24 protein-coding genes are annotated in these 17,726 nt (G+C 46.9%); 10 read left to right on the top strand and 14 right to left on the bottom strand.

Features of this window, described 5'->3' with window-relative positions:
- From C5684_RS04410 to fusA, 10 genes are all read left to right on the top strand, one after another.
- Window positions 1–823: NRAMP family divalent metal transporter (locus C5684_RS04410; RefSeq protein WP_104639525.1), on the top strand; the 823-nt coding region annotated here is incomplete at its 5' end.
- A gap of 9 nt (window positions 824–832) precedes the next feature.
- The gene (gene pxpB, locus C5684_RS04405; protein WP_104639524.1) at window positions 833–1,570 is read left to right on the top strand and encodes a 5-oxoprolinase subunit PxpB; all 738 of its coding nucleotides are present in this window, start codon (window positions 833–835) and stop codon (window positions 1,568–1,570) included.
- Window positions 1,563–2,498 carry a 5-oxoprolinase subunit C family protein gene (locus C5684_RS04400; RefSeq protein ID WP_104639523.1) on the top strand — a complete coding sequence of 312 codons (936 nt, stop codon included), beginning with the start codon at window positions 1,563–1,565 and terminating at the stop codon, window positions 2,496–2,498. Before pxpB ends, C5684_RS04400 begins: the two co-directional genes overlap by 8 nt.
- 40 nt (window positions 2,499–2,538) lie before the next feature.
- A complete protein-coding gene (locus tag C5684_RS09740; protein ID WP_199764491.1) occupies window positions 2,539–4,515 on the top strand; it encodes a methyl-accepting chemotaxis protein in 1,977 nt (658 codons plus the stop codon).
- A 90-nt stretch (window positions 4,516–4,605) separates the two neighbouring features.
- The gene (locus C5684_RS04385) at window positions 4,606–4,992 is read left to right on the top strand and encodes a tellurite resistance TerB family protein (protein WP_104638212.1); all 387 of its coding nucleotides are present in this window, start codon (window positions 4,606–4,608) and stop codon (window positions 4,990–4,992) included.
- A 78-nt stretch (window positions 4,993–5,070) separates the two neighbouring features.
- On the top strand, window positions 5,071–5,664 hold the full coding sequence (locus C5684_RS04380) for a lecithin retinol acyltransferase family protein (RefSeq protein ID WP_013890391.1): 594 nt from the start codon (window positions 5,071–5,073) through the stop codon (window positions 5,662–5,664).
- A gap of 91 nt (window positions 5,665–5,755) precedes the next feature.
- The gene (locus C5684_RS04375) at window positions 5,756–5,965 is read left to right on the top strand and encodes a glycine zipper domain-containing protein (protein WP_104639522.1); all 210 of its coding nucleotides are present in this window, start codon (window positions 5,756–5,758) and stop codon (window positions 5,963–5,965) included.
- A 130-nt stretch (window positions 5,966–6,095) separates the two neighbouring features.
- Window positions 6,096–6,494 carry a 30S ribosomal protein S12 gene (gene rpsL / locus C5684_RS04370; protein ID WP_013890393.1) on the top strand — a complete coding sequence of 133 codons (399 nt, stop codon included), beginning with the start codon at window positions 6,096–6,098 and terminating at the stop codon, window positions 6,492–6,494.
- Between the two features lie 22 nt (window positions 6,495–6,516).
- Window positions 6,517–6,984 (top strand): 30S ribosomal protein S7, encoded by a 468-nt coding sequence (gene rpsG / locus C5684_RS04365; RefSeq protein WP_006016738.1) that lies wholly within the window; start codon window positions 6,517–6,519, stop codon window positions 6,982–6,984.
- Window positions 6,985–6,992: 8 nt separating this feature from the next.
- A complete protein-coding gene (gene fusA / locus C5684_RS04360; RefSeq protein WP_104639521.1) occupies window positions 6,993–9,071 on the top strand; it encodes an elongation factor G in 2,079 nt (692 codons plus the stop codon).
- 31 nt (window positions 9,072–9,102) lie between these two features.
- On the opposite strand, the gene C5684_RS04355 is transcribed toward fusA, so the two are convergent.
- The 14 genes from C5684_RS04355 to C5684_RS04295 form a co-directional block, all read right to left on the bottom strand.
- Window positions 9,103–9,963, bottom strand: coding sequence for an outer membrane protein (locus tag C5684_RS04355; protein ID WP_104639520.1), 861 nt, complete (start codon window positions 9,961–9,963; stop codon window positions 9,103–9,105).
- Window positions 9,964–10,141: 178 nt separating this feature from the next.
- A complete protein-coding gene (locus C5684_RS09295) occupies window positions 10,142–10,306 on the bottom strand; it encodes a hypothetical protein (RefSeq protein WP_006016742.1) in 165 nt (54 codons plus the stop codon).
- An 18-nt stretch (window positions 10,307–10,324) separates the two neighbouring features.
- Window positions 10,325–10,675, bottom strand: a complete 351-nt coding sequence (gene rplQ, locus C5684_RS04350) for a 50S ribosomal protein L17 (protein ID WP_006016743.1) — start codon at window positions 10,673–10,675, stop codon at window positions 10,325–10,327.
- Window positions 10,675–11,691, bottom strand: a complete 1,017-nt coding sequence (locus C5684_RS04345) for a DNA-directed RNA polymerase subunit alpha (protein WP_013890398.1) — start codon at window positions 11,689–11,691, stop codon at window positions 10,675–10,677. Before C5684_RS04345 ends, rplQ begins: the two co-directional genes overlap by 1 nt.
- Before the next feature lie 15 nt (window positions 11,692–11,706).
- A complete protein-coding gene (gene rpsD, locus C5684_RS04340; RefSeq protein ID WP_104639519.1) occupies window positions 11,707–12,333 on the bottom strand; it encodes a 30S ribosomal protein S4 in 627 nt (208 codons plus the stop codon).
- Between the two features lie 9 nt (window positions 12,334–12,342).
- Window positions 12,343–12,735 carry a 30S ribosomal protein S11 gene (gene rpsK, locus C5684_RS04335; protein ID WP_006016747.1) on the bottom strand — a complete coding sequence of 131 codons (393 nt, stop codon included), beginning with the start codon at window positions 12,733–12,735 and terminating at the stop codon, window positions 12,343–12,345.
- 9 nt (window positions 12,736–12,744) lie between these two features.
- A complete protein-coding gene (rpsM, locus tag C5684_RS04330) occupies window positions 12,745–13,107 on the bottom strand; it encodes a 30S ribosomal protein S13 (protein WP_006016748.1) in 363 nt (120 codons plus the stop codon).
- A 2-nt stretch (window positions 13,108–13,109) separates the two neighbouring features.
- Entirely contained in the window at window positions 13,110–13,223 is a 114-nt protein-coding gene (gene rpmJ, locus C5684_RS04325; protein WP_006016749.1) for a 50S ribosomal protein L36, read from the bottom strand.
- A 60-nt stretch (window positions 13,224–13,283) separates the two neighbouring features.
- Window positions 13,284–13,502 carry a translation initiation factor IF-1 gene (infA, locus tag C5684_RS04320; protein ID WP_006016750.1) on the bottom strand — a complete coding sequence of 73 codons (219 nt, stop codon included), beginning with the start codon at window positions 13,500–13,502 and terminating at the stop codon, window positions 13,284–13,286.
- A 27-nt stretch (window positions 13,503–13,529) separates the two neighbouring features.
- On the bottom strand, window positions 13,530–14,420 hold the full coding sequence (era, locus tag C5684_RS04315; RefSeq protein WP_104639518.1) for a GTPase Era: 891 nt from the start codon (window positions 14,418–14,420) through the stop codon (window positions 13,530–13,532).
- Window positions 14,417–15,742, bottom strand: a complete 1,326-nt coding sequence (gene hslU / locus C5684_RS04310; protein WP_199764492.1) for an HslU--HslV peptidase ATPase subunit — start codon at window positions 15,740–15,742, stop codon at window positions 14,417–14,419. The genes era and hslU overlap by 4 nt, the downstream gene beginning before the upstream one ends.
- Window positions 15,743–15,753: 11 nt before the next feature.
- Entirely contained in the window at window positions 15,754–16,296 is a 543-nt protein-coding gene (gene hslV / locus C5684_RS04305; protein ID WP_013890404.1) for an ATP-dependent protease subunit HslV, read from the bottom strand.
- Between the two features lie 2 nt (window positions 16,297–16,298).
- Window positions 16,299–16,745 carry a 50S ribosomal protein L9 gene (gene rplI, locus C5684_RS04300; protein ID WP_013890405.1) on the bottom strand — a complete coding sequence of 149 codons (447 nt, stop codon included), beginning with the start codon at window positions 16,743–16,745 and terminating at the stop codon, window positions 16,299–16,301.
- Window positions 16,746–16,807: 62 nt separating this feature from the next.
- A partial coding sequence (locus tag C5684_RS04295) for a tetratricopeptide repeat protein (RefSeq protein ID WP_281728733.1) occupies window positions 16,808–17,726 on the bottom strand: 919 nt, incomplete at its 5' end.

Genomic DNA, 17,726 nt, shown 5'->3' with positions numbered 1-17,726 from the left:
TAGTATGGCCTTGTTGTCGTTCTTAATTTTTTTATCCATGAGTTCATGGCATTTGATTTATCGCGTGTCACAGATTTTAGGCGTGTTGATGATCATCTTCATTGCATATATTGCGTTTTTCACCCACCCAACCATCACCCAAGTGGCTACAGAAACCTTTTTGCCTAGCCATTTTTCAATGGCAGCCACCATTACGCTTATTGGGGGGAGTGTGGGGGGGTATATTGTCTTTGCCGGGGCGCACCGCTTAATTGATTTGGGCGTTGTGGGGGAGAAAAATCAGATCCAAATGGATCGCGCCGCTTATCTGAGTATTGGGGTTGCTGCTCTTGTGCGTGTCTTGTTGTTTTTGGCGGTGTTGGGCGTGGTGCAAAGCGGGCAAAGCCTTAGCCCAGCCAATCCAGCCGGGAGTGCTTTTGGGGTGGCTTTGGGGAGCTTGGGCTATAAAATTTTTGGGCTGGTGTTTTTGGCTGCTAGCTTGACCTCCATTGTGGGCGCTTCTTATACCAGTGTGTCTTTTTTAAAAAGCTTTGCTTGGGTGCAAAAACACCAAAGGGCTTGTGCTCTGATTTTAATCAGCCTCTCAACCTTGATTTTTATGGTGATTGGCAAGCCCGTAGCATTATTGATCTTAGCCGGGGCTTTAAATGGACTTGTTTTGCCCATCACGCTAGCTGTGGTGTTGGTGGCAGCTTACAAACCCTGCATTGTGGGCACTTACAAGCATTCTATCTTGTTAGCGGTGTTGGGCTGGGTGGTGGTGGGCTTGAGCGTGTATTTGGGTGTCCTCTCGTTTAAACCCTTGATTTTGATGTTTAGCTAGGAGTTGGTCGTGGAAGGTGTCATCTATCGCCCCTGTGGGGAAAGTGCATTGTTATTAGAATTTGGCTCTGAGATCACGCCCCAAATCAATGCCCAAGTCAGGCATGCGTGTTCTGTCATCGAGCAAAAAGCCCTCCAAGGCGTGTTAGAAGTGGTGGGGGCTTATGCTAGCTTGTTGGTGATCTATGATCCGCTTGTTTGTTCTTATGCACGCTTGAAAGAAGAGCTGGAAAATTTAGAGCTAGGCATGCCCAGTAGCCCAAAAGAACAAGTTTCTTTGGTGTCCATCCCCACATGCTATGCATTGGGCTTGGATTTGGAGTTTGTGAGCCAACACACGCATTTAAGCCTAGATCAAATTGTCCAAAAGCACAGCGGGCGGGATTACTTGGTCTATATGCTGGGCTTTTTGCCCGGGTTTGCTTATTTGGGCGGGCTAGACCCTAGTTTAGCTGTGCCCAGATTAGCCCAGCCTAGAGCAGAGGTCGCTCCGGGGTCTGTAGGGATTGCGCACACCCAAACCGGGATTTATCCGCTCAAATCCCCGGGGGGTTGGCAAATCATTGGCAAAACACCGCTCAAACTCTATGACCCTAGTAAAAATCCCCCCGTGTTGCTCCAAGCCGGGGATTATGTGCGCTATGAGCCTATTTCTTTAGAGCAATACCAGCAATTAGAACACCAGATCGCACAAGGGGGCTATGAGCCCCAACGCACACAAATTGGATTGGAGGATTTGCATGTCTAGTATCCGGGTTTTGCAAGGGGGGTTATGCACCACCATCCAAGATTTGGGGCGTTTGGGCTATGCACGCTTTGGGATTCCAGCAGCGGGCGTGATGGATGAATTTAGCGCGAGCGTGGCTAATTTTTTGGTGGGCAATCCTAGAGAATACGCCCTTTTAGAAATGCACTATGTGGGGGCGTGTTTGGAGTTCTTAGAGCCAATGCACATTGCCATTGGGGGGGCTAATCTCAGCCCTAAGATCAATGATTGCGTGGTTTTTAACTGGGAATCCTATGTGGTCAAACCCGGGGATATTTTGAGTTTTGGCATACCCCAATCGGGTGTGTGTGCCTATGTGGCTGTTTCGGGGGTCTTAGATGTGCCCAGTGTGCATGAGAGCAAATCAACTTATATGCACGCCCAAATGGGGGGATTTTGGGGGCGTAAATTGCAAAAGGGGGACTTATTGAGCGTGCAGGTGCGCCCTGAGAACAAAAAGCGCCACTTAGCCGAGCATTACCGCCCCCTCTACCATGCCCATGCCTCCTTGCCCGTCATCTTAGGACCTCAAGATTCTTGTTTTAGTGAGCAGACAATCCGCCAATTTTGCCAAACCCCCTACCAAATCAGCAAGGGCGATCGCATGGGCATTTTCCTAGAAGGACCATCCCTAGAGTGGCACACGCATGCCGAGATCATCTCTGAACCTTTGGTGGTGGGGAGCGTGCAAGTCCCCTCCAATGGGAAACCCATTGTATTAATGGCTGATCGCCAAACTATGGGGGGTTACCCTAAGATCGCCACGCTCACTAAGGAAAGTTTGGTGACCCTAGCCCAAATGCGCCCCCGTGATGAGGTGCATTTTGTCCCCTATAGCATCGAGCATGCCCAAGAGAGATACCGTGCCTTTTACCAGCATTTAGAACACATTGTGGCAAGTTTGGCGTAAATGTTTGCATTTTAAATTTAGCGATAAACTAGGAGGCATGATGTTTTTCAAATGGCGCGCATCTGAGGAGGCACACAAAAAAGCCCCCCTTAATCTTAATTGGCTTGTGCCTTATAAGGATTTGGGGCGTTTGGAGATCAAAGCCCTTTTAACGCAAAACCAAGTGTCTTTGCTCATGGCATTTGTGCCCGCTACACTGCCCTTTAATCAAGTGGTGCGGACGCTTGAAAACCAGTTTTCTAATATCCCCGTGCGTTTTGTGATCCAAACTGCGGGGCAATTAGGGGGCTCACACCAAGATTTTTATAATCTGCACCAATCCGAGCAAATCCTCTTGCACCTCTTTGGCTCTGGCATCATCGAGCAAATTGAAGCTTTCATGGTCGATACCCTCTGTTCTGACTTGCAAAGAGGCGAAGTTAGCATGGACATTGACACGCGCAAAGAGAAGATTAAAGAACAGATCGAACAACGGGTACGCCCACACATGCATGTTGATCCCGCTGATACTTTTATTTTGAGCTATTTTCCGGGCTTGAGCGCGTCCGAGAGTTTCTTTTTAGAAGCTTTTGTCAAATCCAATGTTCCTTTAAGCCATTTGGTGGGGGGGAGTGCGGGGGGCAAACTAGATTTTAAAGAGGCAAACCTAGCCTTGAATGGCAAAATCAGCGCACATGAGGCGGTTTTGATCTATTGCAAATTGGCTAAGGGTTATTATTATGATATTTTCACCACACATAATTTTGAAAAAACCCCAACTTCTTTTTTAATCGGGGAGTGTAGTCCAGAATTGCGGCAGGTCAAATCCTTTTTGATTAATAATGAATTAGTCCCCGCCGTTGATGCGATCTGTGCGCATTTTAATTGTGCCCCTAGCGAGTTGTCTAAAATGATGGCAGGCTATACTTTTGCGGTGGAGGTGGGGGGGCAAATTTTTATCCGTTCGGTGGGGAGTTTTAATGAGGATAAAAGTATCCGTTTCTTTTGCGATCTCTATTTTGGGGAAACTTTGTTTTTGGTCAAGGCTGGGGATTTTATCCAAAACACGCACCGCAAGTTCCAAAATTTTATGCAAGGGCGGCGGGCTTTAGCCATTTTAGCAAATGATTGTATTTTGCGCCGTGTGAATAACCAACAGAGTTTGTCCCAATTCAAAGAATTTGATAACTGCCCCATTAGTGGTTTCTCCACCTTTGGGGAGGTTTCCCAAAATTTGCACCAAAACCAAACCCTCACGGCTCTCTGCATTTTTGAGGGCAATCCTAGCAAGGAGTCCAGCCATGGGTTTTTCACCAACTTCAGAAACACCCTTTTTTATTACGAGCAGATCAAGAGCAACCGCCTCAATAAAACCCTCGCGATCAAAAACACGCTCTTAGAACAATATGAGGGTTATAACCAGATTGTGGGGGCTAATAATTCCTATCTCAAAGAGATCGCCACAAAAGCGAGTGCCAATAATGACTATGTCAATGCGGTTAAAGAAGAGGTGTTGAAGTTGCAAAGCTCGATGGCGACCCTTAAGAACCTTTCTAACACCCTTTCCTCCATTGTGGGCACCATTGATAGCAATATCTCAGAAGTTTCTACAGCCCTGCAAAAGATCGATCGCGTGTCTTACCAAACTAATTTGCTTGCCCTCAATGCCGCCATAGAGGCAGCCCGGGCTGGCGAGCATGGGCGGGGCTTTGCGGTGGTGGCTGATGAAGTGGGCAACTTGGCTAATGGCGTGCAACAACGCCTAGAGGAGATTGGCGTTACTTTTTCCTCCATGAATGGGGCAGTGAAAAATATTGAAGATTCTTCTCAAGCGGTGTTGGATTCGGCTAATCAAAACAATGTGAGCCTAGATGAGCTCAATAAAGCGGTGGTGTCCTTAGAAGATCAATCCCAAGAAATGGAGCAGATCGCCCAAAAGAGTTTGCAAGACATCGCCCACATTCAAGATCAAATCGAGCAGATCAAGGAGCACATCACCAAGAACCAAGAATTGATCCGCAAGCTTGTATCTGCCTAAAATCTAGGCTTAAAATGGGGGTATTAGTCCTCTTGACTCTCTCTTTTTCTCTCGTTATAATGGCACTTTTTAAGCATGCAAGGAGTGCCCGTGTTCATTCAAGATTTGAGTGTGGAACAGCAACAAGTGTTTTTGTATCTGGCAAGAAAAGTCATTGAAGCCGATGGGGTGTTGCATGAATTGCAACTAGGGGCTTTAGATGTGATCAAAAAGCAATGCGAATATGGCATCTCTGAAAAGGAAGTGCCTTTAAACACTTTGGGCAAACTCTTTAACACCAACCACGCCAAACATGCCCTATTGTTAGAACTTGCCTCTGTGGCTCTAGCCGATAGCCATTGGCATGATAACGAGAGGGATACGATTTATTCCTATGCTAAAGAAATGGGGGTTTCTACCCAAAAAGTCGATCAGCTCAAGGACTGGGTGGTGAAAAATTTTATGCTTTACCAAGAGGCACTGGAGTTATTGGGTTAGGGGATTAAAATGTTTGGATTTTTACGCGCAATGCAACCAACAACAGGTTCAGAAGCGATGCCCCCAATAACACCACCAATGGATCCAAGGCAAGCAGCAGAAGTATGGCTAAAACTTTTAGAGCTGATCTACACACTCGCCAAGAAGTTTTATGAACAATTCTTAGATGCCTACCCCACCTACAGAGAAGGGGATTTTTTGGATAGCGATTCAGTTGATGGGGAACCTGCGGTGGGGAGCGTGGTGTGGTGCGATTTGGGAGACTTTGCGCATTCGGGCGTTTATATAGGGGATGGGAAAATCATGCATTTGACGGGCAAATTTAAGGGTAGCCACATTGAGCCCTGCGATGCCAAAGGATTTTCTGAGGGCAAACCTATTTTTGTTTCATGCAAAGGTAGAAAAGCCGTGGGGTATCAAAAAGCAGCCGCGTATGCCAAAAAATGCGATGGGGAAGAGAGAGACTATAACTTAGTTAAAAATAACTGCCATGGTTTTGTTGTAGAATGTTTTACGGGCAACAAACAAGATGGAGTCCGCATGAGGAAACCTAGCGATATTGGGGAGATTTTGGGCATGGACTGCTGGCGGTGGTGGGTGTGGGATAAAAAAGATGTTTTGCCTAATTCGATAGCAGCCCTTGCATTGGGGGCATTTGGGGGCAAAAGGTAGCTAACCAATTTGCTAGGCTCAAAGGTTAGGCGCATGGGTTTAAAAATCCAAATACAAGGGGCAAATACATGGATGCAAAAGTTGGGCTTGCATGAGCAAGGCTAAAAAACCCAAAACAAAGGGAGAATACCCTAAAGTCCCCAAGCCCTTAGTTGGGTTGGCTGTCGGGGGGTTTTTAGGTTCTATGGTGCCTGTGGTGGGCACTTTGGTAGGTGCTGGTGTGGGGGCTGTTGTGGGAGGGGTGATGAGCCTTAAGAATAATAAGGGCGATCAAGGCGATCAAAATCCCAGCACCGCTTGACCCATCAACATGGGGTCAATTCAGATGGCACACTCTAACTTACTTAGAGCATAAAGCCAGCAGGTCAAGCCAAGATCAAGCTTTTTTAGTGTATAATGGACCTTTTTGAACTTAGCAATAAAGGACAATTTTGCCTACTATCAACCAGTTAATCCGCAAAGAAAGGAAGAAAATCCTTAAAAAGACTAAATCACCTGCTTTGGTGGAATGCCCCCAAAGACGCGGGGTCTGCACGCGTGTATATACCACAACACCCAAAAAGCCTAACTCTGCCTTGCGTAAAGTGGCTAAGGTGCGTTTGACAAGCAAATTTGAGGTGATTAGCTACATTCCCGGGGAGGGGCATAATTTGCAAGAACACTCCATTGTGCTTGTGCGTGGTGGTCGGGTAAAGGACTTGCCCGGAGTGAAATACCACATTGTGCGTGGGGCGTTAGACACCGCTGGGGTGAATAAACGCTCTGTATCGCGTAGCAAATATGGGGCTAAGAAAGCTAAGGCAGGGGAACAAAAGGGCAAAACCAAATAAGTAACACAAAAGAGGTGCAAAGATGAGACGAAGAAGAGCTCCTATTAGGGAGGTGCTAGGCGATCCGGTTTATAACAGCAAGGTGGTTACCAAGTTTATCAACAAGATGATGTATGAGGGCAAAAGAAGCGTGGCTGAGAAAATTATCTACGCTGCCTTGCAAAAGATTGAGGAAAAAAGCGGGGAAAAAGGTATTGAAGTCTTTGAAAAGGCTTTAGAAAATGTCAAGCCCTTAGTGGAGGTGCGCTCACGGCGTGTAGGCGGGGCGACTTACCAAGTGCCCGTAGAAGTGCGTCCAGTTAGGCAACAATCCTTGTCGATTCGCTGGATTTTAGAGGCTAGCCGCAAGCGCAATGAGCGTGCTATGGTGGATAAGCTAGCCAATGAGCTATTGGATGCCGCCAGCGATAAGGGTGCGGCGTTTAGAAAAAAAGAAGAAATCCACAAAATGGCAGAGGCGAACAAAGCTTTTGCTCACTATCGTTGGTAGGGGGGCTTATGGCACGCAAGACTCCTTTAGAAAAAATCCGCAACATTGGGATTGCCGCCCACATTGATGCGGGCAAAACCACCACTTCTGAACGCATTTTGTTTTACACCGGTGTGAGCCACAAAATCGGCGAAGTGCATGACGGCGCGGCTACGATGGATTGGATGGAGCAAGAAAAAGAACGCGGGATCACGATCACCTCTGCTGCCACGACTTGTTTTTGGAAAGATCACCAAATTAATTTGATTGACACCCCCGGGCATGTGGATTTCACCATTGAAGTGGAGCGATCCATGCGGGTGCTAGATGGCGCGGTGGGCGTGTTTTGCTCTGTAGGTGGGGTGCAACCCCAGAGTGAAACCGTGTGGCGGCAAGCCAATAAATACGGCGTGCCCCGAATCGTGTTTGTCAATAAAATGGATCGCATCGGGGCAAATTTTTATAGTGTCGAAAACCAAATTAAGGAACGCTTGAAAGCTAACCCCGTACCCATCAATATTCCTATCGGGGCAGAGGACACTTTTCAGGGTGTGATCGACTTGGTGGCGATGAAAGCCATTATTTGGACTAATGAGGCGATGGGAGCCAAATACGAAGTCCAAGACATCCCTAGCGATTTGCAAGCCAAAGCCCAAGAATACCGCGACAAACTTTTAGAAGCGGTAGCCGAGCAAGATGAAGCTTTGATGGAGAAATATTTAGGCGGAGAGGCTTTGAGCGTAGAAGAGATTAAAAGGGGCATAAAGGCGGGTTGCTTGAACATGTCCTTGATTCCCATGCTCTGTGGGTCTTCTTTTAAAAATAAGGGCGTGCAAACTCTATTAGATGCGGTGATCGACTACCTACCCGCCCCTACCGAAGTAGCCGACATCAAGGGGGTTGATCCTAGAAATGAAGAAGAGATCAAGGTGCAATCTAGCGATGAGGGGGATTTTGCCGGGTTGGCTTTTAAGATCATGACCGATCCCTTTGTGGGGCAACTCACTTTTGTGCGCGCTTACCGGGGCAAGCTTGAATCGGGAAGTTATATTTATAACTCTACGAAAGACAAAAAAGAACGCGTGGGGCGGCTCTTAAAAATGCACTCTAATAAACGAGAGGACATCAAGGAAGTTTATGCCGGTGAAATTTGCGCCTTTGTGGGACTCAAGGACACGCTGACAGGGGATACCCTTTGCAATGAGAAAAGCCCGGTGGTGCTGGAACGCATGGAGTTTCCTGAGCCCGTGATTCACATTGCCGTAGAACCCAAGACCAAAGCCGACCAAGAAAAAATGGGCGTGGCTTTGGGCAAGTTGGCTGAGGAAGACCCCAGCTTTAGGGTGATGACCCAAGAGGAAACCGGGCAAACCTTAATTGGGGGCATGGGTGAATTGCACCTAGAGATCATCGTGGATCGCCTCAAGCGAGAATTTAAAGTAGAGGCAGAAGTGGGGCAACCCCAAGTGGCTTTTAGGGAAACCATTAGAAGCGCGGTACAAAAAGAGCACAAATACGCCAAACAATCCGGGGGGCGTGGGCAATATGGGCATGTCTTCATCAAGCTAGAACCCAGAGACCCGGGCACGGGTTATGAATTTGTCAATGAAATTAGCGGGGGTGTGATTCCAAAGGAGTATATCCCGGCTGTGGATAAGGGCATCCAAGAGGCGATGCAAAGTGGGGTGTTAGCCGGCTACCCGGTGGTGGATTTTAAAGTTACACTGTATGATGGGAGTTACCACGAAGTGGATTCCTCTGAGATGGCGTTTAAAATCGCCGGTTCTATGGCGTTTAAAGAAGCTTGCCGCGCAGCTAACCCCGTGCTTTTAGAACCCATGATGAAAGTAGAAGTGGAAGTGCCCGAGGAGTATATGGGCGATGTGATCGGGGATTTAAACCGCCGCAGAGGGCAGATCAACGCGATGGATGACAGATTGGGGCTTAAAATTGTGAATGCCTTTGTGCCTTTGGTGGAGATGTTTGGCTACTCCACTGATTTACGCTCGGCTACACAAGGGCGGGGGACTTACTCTATGGAGTTTGACCATTACGGCGAGGTGCCTGCCAATATCGCTAAGGAAATTGTAGAAAAGCGCAGGGGCTAAAGGGGCTTTGCCCCTAAAGCTATTCTAGCCCTTAAAAATTGATAACATAATTGACAAACGCCACGATGTCGCGCCTGAGAATGAGCGCGCTATCAATCTTGATTTTAACCATCCTCCCCATTGCATAAGTGCCTCTATCGACATAGTAAAGGTTGTTGATGGTCGGAATCCGCACGCCCACCTCAAGACCTTGATGTTTGGTGAAATTAAATCTAAACCCTAGATTGACAAGGAGTTGCACAAAAGCAGGCGAGAAAGAGGACTTGAGTCCGGGATAGAATTTGTGGTTGATGAGCACTTGTTCGTTGAAAAATGCGTTCATTGTGATACAGCCACTGGAGCCACCCCCGCGTTTGTGGATAGATGCCCAACGGCATTGTTTGTCCTTGCCCATTGACCAAGAGCTCCACCCCACCACCACGCCTGCAAAAACACCAAAAGAACGCTCATTGCTATCATAGAAGTTATAGAGCATATCCATCCCCCCACCATAGAAAAGATTAGTGCCGGGCTGATTGGTAACAACAAATTTGGGATCGGTCTGGCTGCTCTCAACAGAGTTGGCATACCCTACCTGCCCACTAAAAAAGCCATAGAAACGCAAGCCAAAGCGTTTTTTTTGGCCAAAGAATAGCTTGTAACCCATTTGGATATCCCCTCCAAAAAGATTGCCATTATAGGGGTTTTTGGTTTTGGTTATCAAAGCGGGCATTCCCGGTATTGTATATTGCATGATCGTATTTTGCTTGAAAGCACCCGAAGCATAAGAATACTGGAATCCCCCTCCCAAAAATACACCACTACTCTCTGCACCTAAAGAGAGTAAGGAGAAAAACCCTATTCCAAAAAAAACCCTTGTCTCCCGCACAAGCTGTTTAAAAACCATTCTCATTTAGGACTCCTTTTTCTATAAGCTTGTTCTAAAGTGGTTAGGGTTAACTCCCGTGTTTTCTCAAAATGATCGGGCTTGGGGGACTCTTGTTTGGGTGTGCAGGGGGTAAAAAGATTGCTGGTGGGCGTAGAGCATGGTCTTTTATCAAGCTGGTTGCGTGCTCCAAACTTGGGTAGTCCTACAAATTCATATTGGGCAACACACTAGAAGTGTGGGCAACAAACATCACCAGCTCCACGAGCCAAAAGGTAACAAAGAGCCCAAAGGCTAGCTTTTCCCATGCGGGCTTAAAGAAGATGATCGCCACCACGACCAAAGTAATCACAAATCCTAAAAATTCCATGTGCCCTCCTAAGAAAGGCTAAATAAAGGCAACAGAAGCCAAAACAGAGGCATCGCCTCTTCTGATGGCACTCCTATGGATACTGGTATAACCCCCCTTGCGTTGGGCATACTTGGGGGCAATTTGGGTAACTAGCTTGTGTGTGGCTTGCTTGTGTTGCAGGTAAGCAAAAACTTGGCGGTGGGCGTTAAAATCGCCTTTTTTAGCAACACTGACCAGTTTTTCGATGTAGGAGCGCAACTCCTTAGCCTTAAAGACACCCGTTTCAATTTTTTCATACTCAATCAAAGAGATGGCCAAGTTTTTGAGCAACGCCTTTCTGTGGGAGCTTGTCCTGCCTAATTTTCTAAACCGATTCTTGTGGCGCATTAGTTTTCCTCATTTTTCATTTTGTCAATCTTGGCTTTCAAAGAAACTTTAAAGTCGCTGGAAAGCTCAGAACCCACGGGGTATTTTAACTGCTCGAGTTTTTCAGCGATCTCATCGTAGGATTTTTTGCCCAAGTTCTTAATGCCCTTGAGCTCGTAGCTGTCCATCAAAACCAACTCGCCGACATATTTGATCCCGATTTTATCCAAACAATTAAAACAACGCGCACTCAAGTTCAGCTCTTCGACCTTCATGGTCAATTCCTTGACCTCTAGGCTGTCTTCTAAATGCCCGTGCGCGGCTTTAAAGTCTGCCATGTTCCCATTGAAAATATGCAGCTGGGCATTCATGGTTTTGATTGCCTCTTGGAAGGCGTGCTGGGGGTCAATCTGCCCATCGCTCTCAATCTCAAAGATCACTTTTTCAAAATTAGGGTTGCCATCGACTAGCATATTCTCGATGTTATAGACGACCTTTTTAATGGGGGTGAAGTAGGCATCTAGGGGGATGTAGTCGCTGGAGATATGCCCGCGGATACTCTCAGAGGGCACATAACCCATGCCCTTTTGCAAAATAATCGAAAAATCCAACTGGATGTCCTCGTTGATGGTGGCTAGGTAGGCTTGCTGATCCACCACATCCACTTCTTCATTGATCAAATCCTTGCCACTCAACTTAGCCGGACCTTTGAAGGAATAATGCACCACCACTTGGTCATTGGAGGCATTTTCTAAATGCTTGCCCACTAAGCGGATATTTTTTAAGTTGGCAATAAACAACGCCACATCTTCGGACATCCCCCGCAACGAATCAAACTCATGGGCAATATTTTCAATCTTGATCCCAATGGGCGCATACCCCACAGAGCTTTGCAAGAGCAAGCGGCGGATGGGGTGCGCTAGAGTGATGGCATACCCACTCTCAAAAGCAGAGACACAGACCTTGATATGTCTGTTGCTAATTTTTTCCACACTAATGTCCGTAGGGACATGGGGAGCGACTTTAATCACTTTCATCCAAGCACCACCCTCTTATTTAGAATAAAGCTCAACAATCAAGCGTTCTTCAATGGGAATCACCACTTCATCCCTTTCAGGGTAGCGGGCAAAAACACCCATTTTTTGATTTTGATCCACATCAATCCAAGGGACAATCCCCACTTGGTTACTCAACTCCACAGCGCGCATGATTTGGGCATTCTGCTTGCTTTTTTCCCTAATCTCCACTTTTTGCCCGCTTTTAATGAAAGCCGAAGGAATATCCATGCGTTTGCCATCTACCAGCACATGCCCGTGCGTTACCAACTGGCGCGCAAAACTCCTAGTAGTCGCAAAACCCATGCGATAAACCACATTATCCAAACGCCTTTCTAGCAAACGCACCAAATTTTCCCCCGTATTGCCCTCCATACGGTTAGCTTCAACAAAAATAGAGCGGAATTGTTTTTCAGAAATGCCATACATGGCTTTGGCTTTTTGCTTTTCTCTTAGTTGCAAGCCATAATCTGAAATCTTACCCCTTCTTTGCCCGTGTTGTCCGGGTCCATAAGCACGCTTATCCACAGCACTTTTGCCACTCAAGCGGCGCTCACCCTTTAGGGCTAAAGAAATACCAAACCGGCGTTCTAATTTTTCAACTGCACCTCGATATCTTGCCATGATCGCTCCTTACACTCTTCTTCTTTTGGGTGGGCGGCAGCCATTGTGTGGCAAGGGCGTTACATCCTTGATCCAAAGCACCTTAATGCCCTCCACACTCCCCACACTCTTAATAGCCGTCTCACGCCCACTGCCCGGACCTTGCACCTTGATCCCCACTTCTTTAAGCCCATGTTCTTTAGCCTTCACCATGGCACTTTCGACAGCTTGTTGGGCAGCATAGGGCGTGGATTTTTTAGAACCCCTAAAGCCCAAGCCCCCCGCAGTCGCCCAACAAATGACATTACCCATCTCATCGGTAACGGTGATGTTGGTATTATTAAATGAAGCTGCGATATGCACCACGCCCCGTGCAATATTCTTTTTAACAACTCTCTTTTTTGTGCCTGTTCGTTTTGCCATCTATGCTCCTTACTTGCTACCCACGGTTTTTTTCTTGCCTTTGCGGGTGCGCGCATTGTTCTTGGTGGTCTGCCCACGCACAGGTAAGCCCTTGCGGTGGCGGATACCCCGATAACTGCCTAAATCCATCAACGCCTTAATATCCATTTGCACCTTTTTACGCAAATCCCCCTCCACGACATAGTTGGCTTGAATCTCTTTGGTGATGCTAGACACTTCATCCTCGCTCAACTCATGCACCCTTTTATCCAAAGAGATTTGCACTTTGGCTAAAATATCCCGTGAGCTCTTTAAACCCACACCATAGATATAAGTTAGGGCGTATTCCACGCGTTTTTTCTTGGGTAAATCTACCCCTGCAATCCTTGCCATGTCTATCCTTGTCTTTGTTTGTGTTTGGGCGTAACGCAAATCACGCGGATCACGCCCCGCCTTTTAATGACCTTGCATTTATCGCACATTTTCTTAACAGAAGGTCTCACTTTCATCTCAATCTCCTTATGCAAAACCTCTACTTTATTTTATCATCACTTAAAAAACACTTAACTTCATTTGTAACGAAAAGTAATCCGCCCTTTATCCAAGCTATAGGGCGTGAGTTCCAAACGCACCCGATCGCCTAGAGCAATGCGGATATAATGCATGCGCATCTTACCCGAGATCCGGCACAACACAACATGCTTATTTTCCAGCTCCACTTTAAAAGTTGCGTTGGGTAGGCACTCAATCACCCGCCCATCTACCTCAATCACATCATCTTTTGCCATTTAGATCTCCGCTTCAATTAAAAACCCTCATTCTACCACATAGCCCATTTTTTTTAACTGATCTTTGTGGGAACTCCAATGCTTTTGCACCACGACCTCTAACTCCAAAAACACCTTTTTTTGCCCAAAATCCTGCATTTTGAGCCGTGCCGCCCGCCCGATTTTTTTGATCACTTGTGCATTTTTGCCAATCACCATCTTTTTTTGGCTCTCTTTAGCCACAATGATTTGTGCCTTGATTTTATCCACATGCTCGCCTTCTTGGAAACTCAAGATCAAAACATCGCTTTCATAGGGGATTTCATCGCTCAAAAATTGGAAAATCTGCTCGCGGATCATCTCTTGATAAATCTCTTTGATCTGCGTATCGCTGATTTGATCGCTATCATAATAGAAGGGACTAGAGGGCAAGAGTGGGGCTAGCTGGGCTAATAAAACCTCTAAATTTTGCAACTTAGAGGCACTCAAGGGCACGAGTGCTTTAAACTTAGAGGCAAAAGGCTGGTAGTCTTGCATTTTGGCTAGAATTTGGGCGTTTGTGGCGGTGTCGATCTTATTGAGGGCAACAATATGGGGTTGGTGGCATAATTTTAAAAACTCCAAATACCCTTGCAAATGATCATGCACGCTAGCTAAAAACACACATGCATCACAGCCTGCCAAAGCGCGCAAACTCTCTTGCACCATCACTTGGTTTAAAAGTTTGTTAGAGTGGCACAGCCCGGGGGTGTCTAAAAAAATCATTTGGCATTCTGTGTTGTCTTTGTCTGTGTAAGGGATAATGGCTTTGAGGGCTTTGCGCGTGGCGTTGGCTTTGTGTGAGATTAAAGCTATCTGGGTATTTAAGAGGGCATTTAATAGCGTGCTCTTGCCCGCATTGGGGCGACCTATGAGCGCAATAAAGCCCGCTTTAGTCATAAAATAAAACGGGTCGCATCCACATTATCGACCAAGTTTTGCAAGCGTTGGCTCACATATTCTTTGGTGATGCAGAAACGCTCCCCCTTGTGTTCAGAAGCACTAAAGCTAATGTCTTCAAGCACCTTTTCGATGGTGGTGTGCAAGCGGCGCGCGCCAATGTCCTCTGCATTTTGGTTAGCCAAGTAAGAGAGTTTGGCTAATTCCCTCAAGGCTTCAGGCTCAAAGACCAAATCCACATCTTCAACAGCCAACAAGGCTTGGTATTGCTTGATGATAGAAGTCTTGGTTTGGGTCAGAATTTTATACATGCTCTCCTCAGAGAGGCTTTCTAGCTCCGCACGCAAGGGGAAGCGCCCTTGCAACTCGGGGATCAAATCGCTAGGCTTACTCAAGTGGAACGCCCCAGCGGCGATAAATAAAATATGATCGGTGCTAATGGGTCCATGCTTGGTGTGAATCGTGCTTCCTTCAATGATGGGCAACAAGTCGCGTTGCACGCCCTCTTTACTGGGGTCTTGCCGCCCGCCCTCCTTGACACCCACCGCGATTTTATCAATCTCATCAATGAAGATCACACCCGACTGGGCTGCCCTTTTGAGTCCCTCGCGTTGCACCATCTCCATATCCAAGATCGCTTGGGAGACATCATGCCTTAATGCCTCTTTAGCCTCTTTAATTGTCATCTCTTTGGTAACTTTTTCGCCCTCTTTATTGAAAACCTTAATCAAGCTTTCTTGCACCTTGACAATTTCGGGGGGTATGTTATTGAAATCCCCCTCTAGGTGTTTTTTGTGTAACTCGATCTCTATTTTTTGCTGATCAAGCGCATTGCTACGCACCTTGTCTTTGATCTTGGCAAAGCTCAAAGCATATTCTTGTTTTTTATCCGCACTCACACCGCTAGGCAGAGCGGGCAATAATTTTTTGGCGATGCGCTCCACAATGAGCTCTTCAATTTTCTCTTTGTTTTTCTCTTTTTCCTCATTTTCCACCAAGTGGATACTGGTAGCGACCAAATCGCGTACCATCGACTCCACATCGCGCCCCACAAAGCCGACCTCTGTGTATTTGCTCGCCTCCACCTTGATAAAAGGAAACCCCTTCACTTTGGCAGCACGGCGTGCAATTTCGGTTTTGCCCACGCCCGTAGAACCGATCATTAAAATATTCTTAGGGGTGATCTCCTCTTGGATGTCCGCACTCACTTGCAAACGCCGCCAGCGGTTACGCAAAGCAATGGCGATTGTCTTTTTAGCCTCATGTTGCCCGATGATGTAGTCATCTAGGTAAGCCACAATTTCTTGGGGCGTTAAATCCATTCCATCTTTCATCAAAGTTCCAAGATTTTAATGTTTTGGTTGGTGTAAATACAAAGATTGCCCGCAATTTTGAGCGACTCTTCTACAAGAGTTTTGGGTTCTAGTTTGGCGAATTGATCCAGTGCGCGCGCCGCACTCAAAGCGTAATTGCCCCCACTCCCAATGGCAGCGATTTTACCATCTTCGGGCTCGACCACATCTCCCGTCCCGCTCAAAATAAAGATCGATTGTTTGTTTAAAACAATCATCATCGCCTCGAGCCGGCGTAAAAACTTATCCTTACGCCACTCCTTGCTAAAATCCACGACACTTTTAAACAAATCCCCCTTTTTGCCCTCCAAAATGCGCTCAAACATATCAAACAAACTAAAGGCATCGGCGGTGCTGCCCGCAAACCCGCTTAAAATCTGGTTGTGGTGTAGGGTGCGGATTTTTGTGGCGTTGCCCTTGAGCACGCAATTATTAAAGCTCACCTGCCCATCTCCGCCGATAATGGCATAATCCTTGCCCTCAAAATGCGTTTTATAGCCTAAAATGGTGGTGGCGTGGAACATCGCTACTCAGCCACGACATCTACTTTGAGCACGCCATGCACGCCCAGCCCGAGTTTCACCTCAATTTCATAAATCCCCGTGCTTTTAATGGGGGTTTTAAGCTCCAAGGTCTTTTTGTCTAACTCAATGGGGTGGCTGGCATGCAAGGCTTCGATCACTTCCTCTTTGGTGATGGAACCAAAGAGTGCGCCATTTGCCCCGACTTTTTTAACGATCCTAAGCGTGATATTCTCTAGGGTTTTGGCTAGCTCTTGCTTGTGGGCTAGGTCTTGTGCCTCTTGTTCGGCACGCTTTTTAGCACTGGCTTTGTATTTGTTGATCACCTCGTTAGTGGCTAGCTGGGCTAGGGATTTGGCGATTAAAAAGTTATTGCCATACCCATCCTTGACATCAACCACATCGCCTGCCTTGCCTAGATTCTTCACATCTTGTAATAACAACACTTTCATTGCGATCCTTTTTTGCAGATTTGCCATTATAGGGCGTTTAGTTTAAAGTGTCTTTAAGTGCTCTAGCGCAAACTCGGGTCTAGGGGTGCGAACAAATGCCCGTAATTGGGGTTATCCCGCAAGAGTTTATTTTTAAAGACGCTGTAATTATTGCATCCTGATTGCAAGCCATAACTGCACACATACGAAAAGAGATCAAGAGCCCGTTTGTCGCTTTGGGGCACCCCCAAACCCTTTTGGTACAACACGCCCAAATTATTGCAACTAGACAAATTCCCCCCATCGCATGCCAACTGGAAATATTTTGAGGCATAGAAGTTATTCACCGGCACCCCATTAGCCCCCTTGGCATAAATCCAGCCTAAATTGGCACAGCCCTGAATGTCCCCCGCATTGCAAGCTAGGTAATTGAGATCGACCGTGCTTAGTTGCGCCTTATCAATGCCATAGATATTTTTAACATTGCTCATCAAGCCCAAATTATAACAACCCAAATCGCTCCCATTATCGCACGCATATTTGTAATACTCTAGGGCTTTGTAATAATTCTTGGGCACACCCACCCCATTAGCATACATCCACGCTAGATTATTGCACGCCAACACATCGCCCCCAGAGCACCCCACCGCATAGAGTTGGGCGGCTTTTTCCTTGTCATCAGGGGTTGGGTTTTGTTTGTAGTCATAGGTTTGGGCTAAGTTGGCGCACGCACTCGCATCGCCCCCGCTACAGCCCATTTCATAATAACGCGTGGCTTTTTCTGGGTCGCTTTGAATCCCCACGCCATTATCATACATCGTGCCCACCGCAAAACAGCCCGCTGGGTTACCCTGATCGCAAGATTTGGCAAAGAGTTTAAAGGCACTGCGGTAATCGCCGACCTTAATTGCGCTAATACCCGCACTCAAAGCATCTTGCGCCACCGCTGGGGGGGTTAGGTGATCATTCATCGGGGGCTGGGCTTTGGGGGCTGTAAGAGGG

The organism is Helicobacter bizzozeronii (genome assembly GCF_900196775.1).
In the GTDB taxonomy this organism is placed as follows: Bacteria; Campylobacterota; Campylobacteria; order Campylobacterales; family Helicobacteraceae; genus Helicobacter; species Helicobacter bizzozeronii.
The sequence above is the reverse complement of the archived record's forward strand: the minus strand, read 5'-3'. Positions and strand labels throughout refer to the sequence as shown.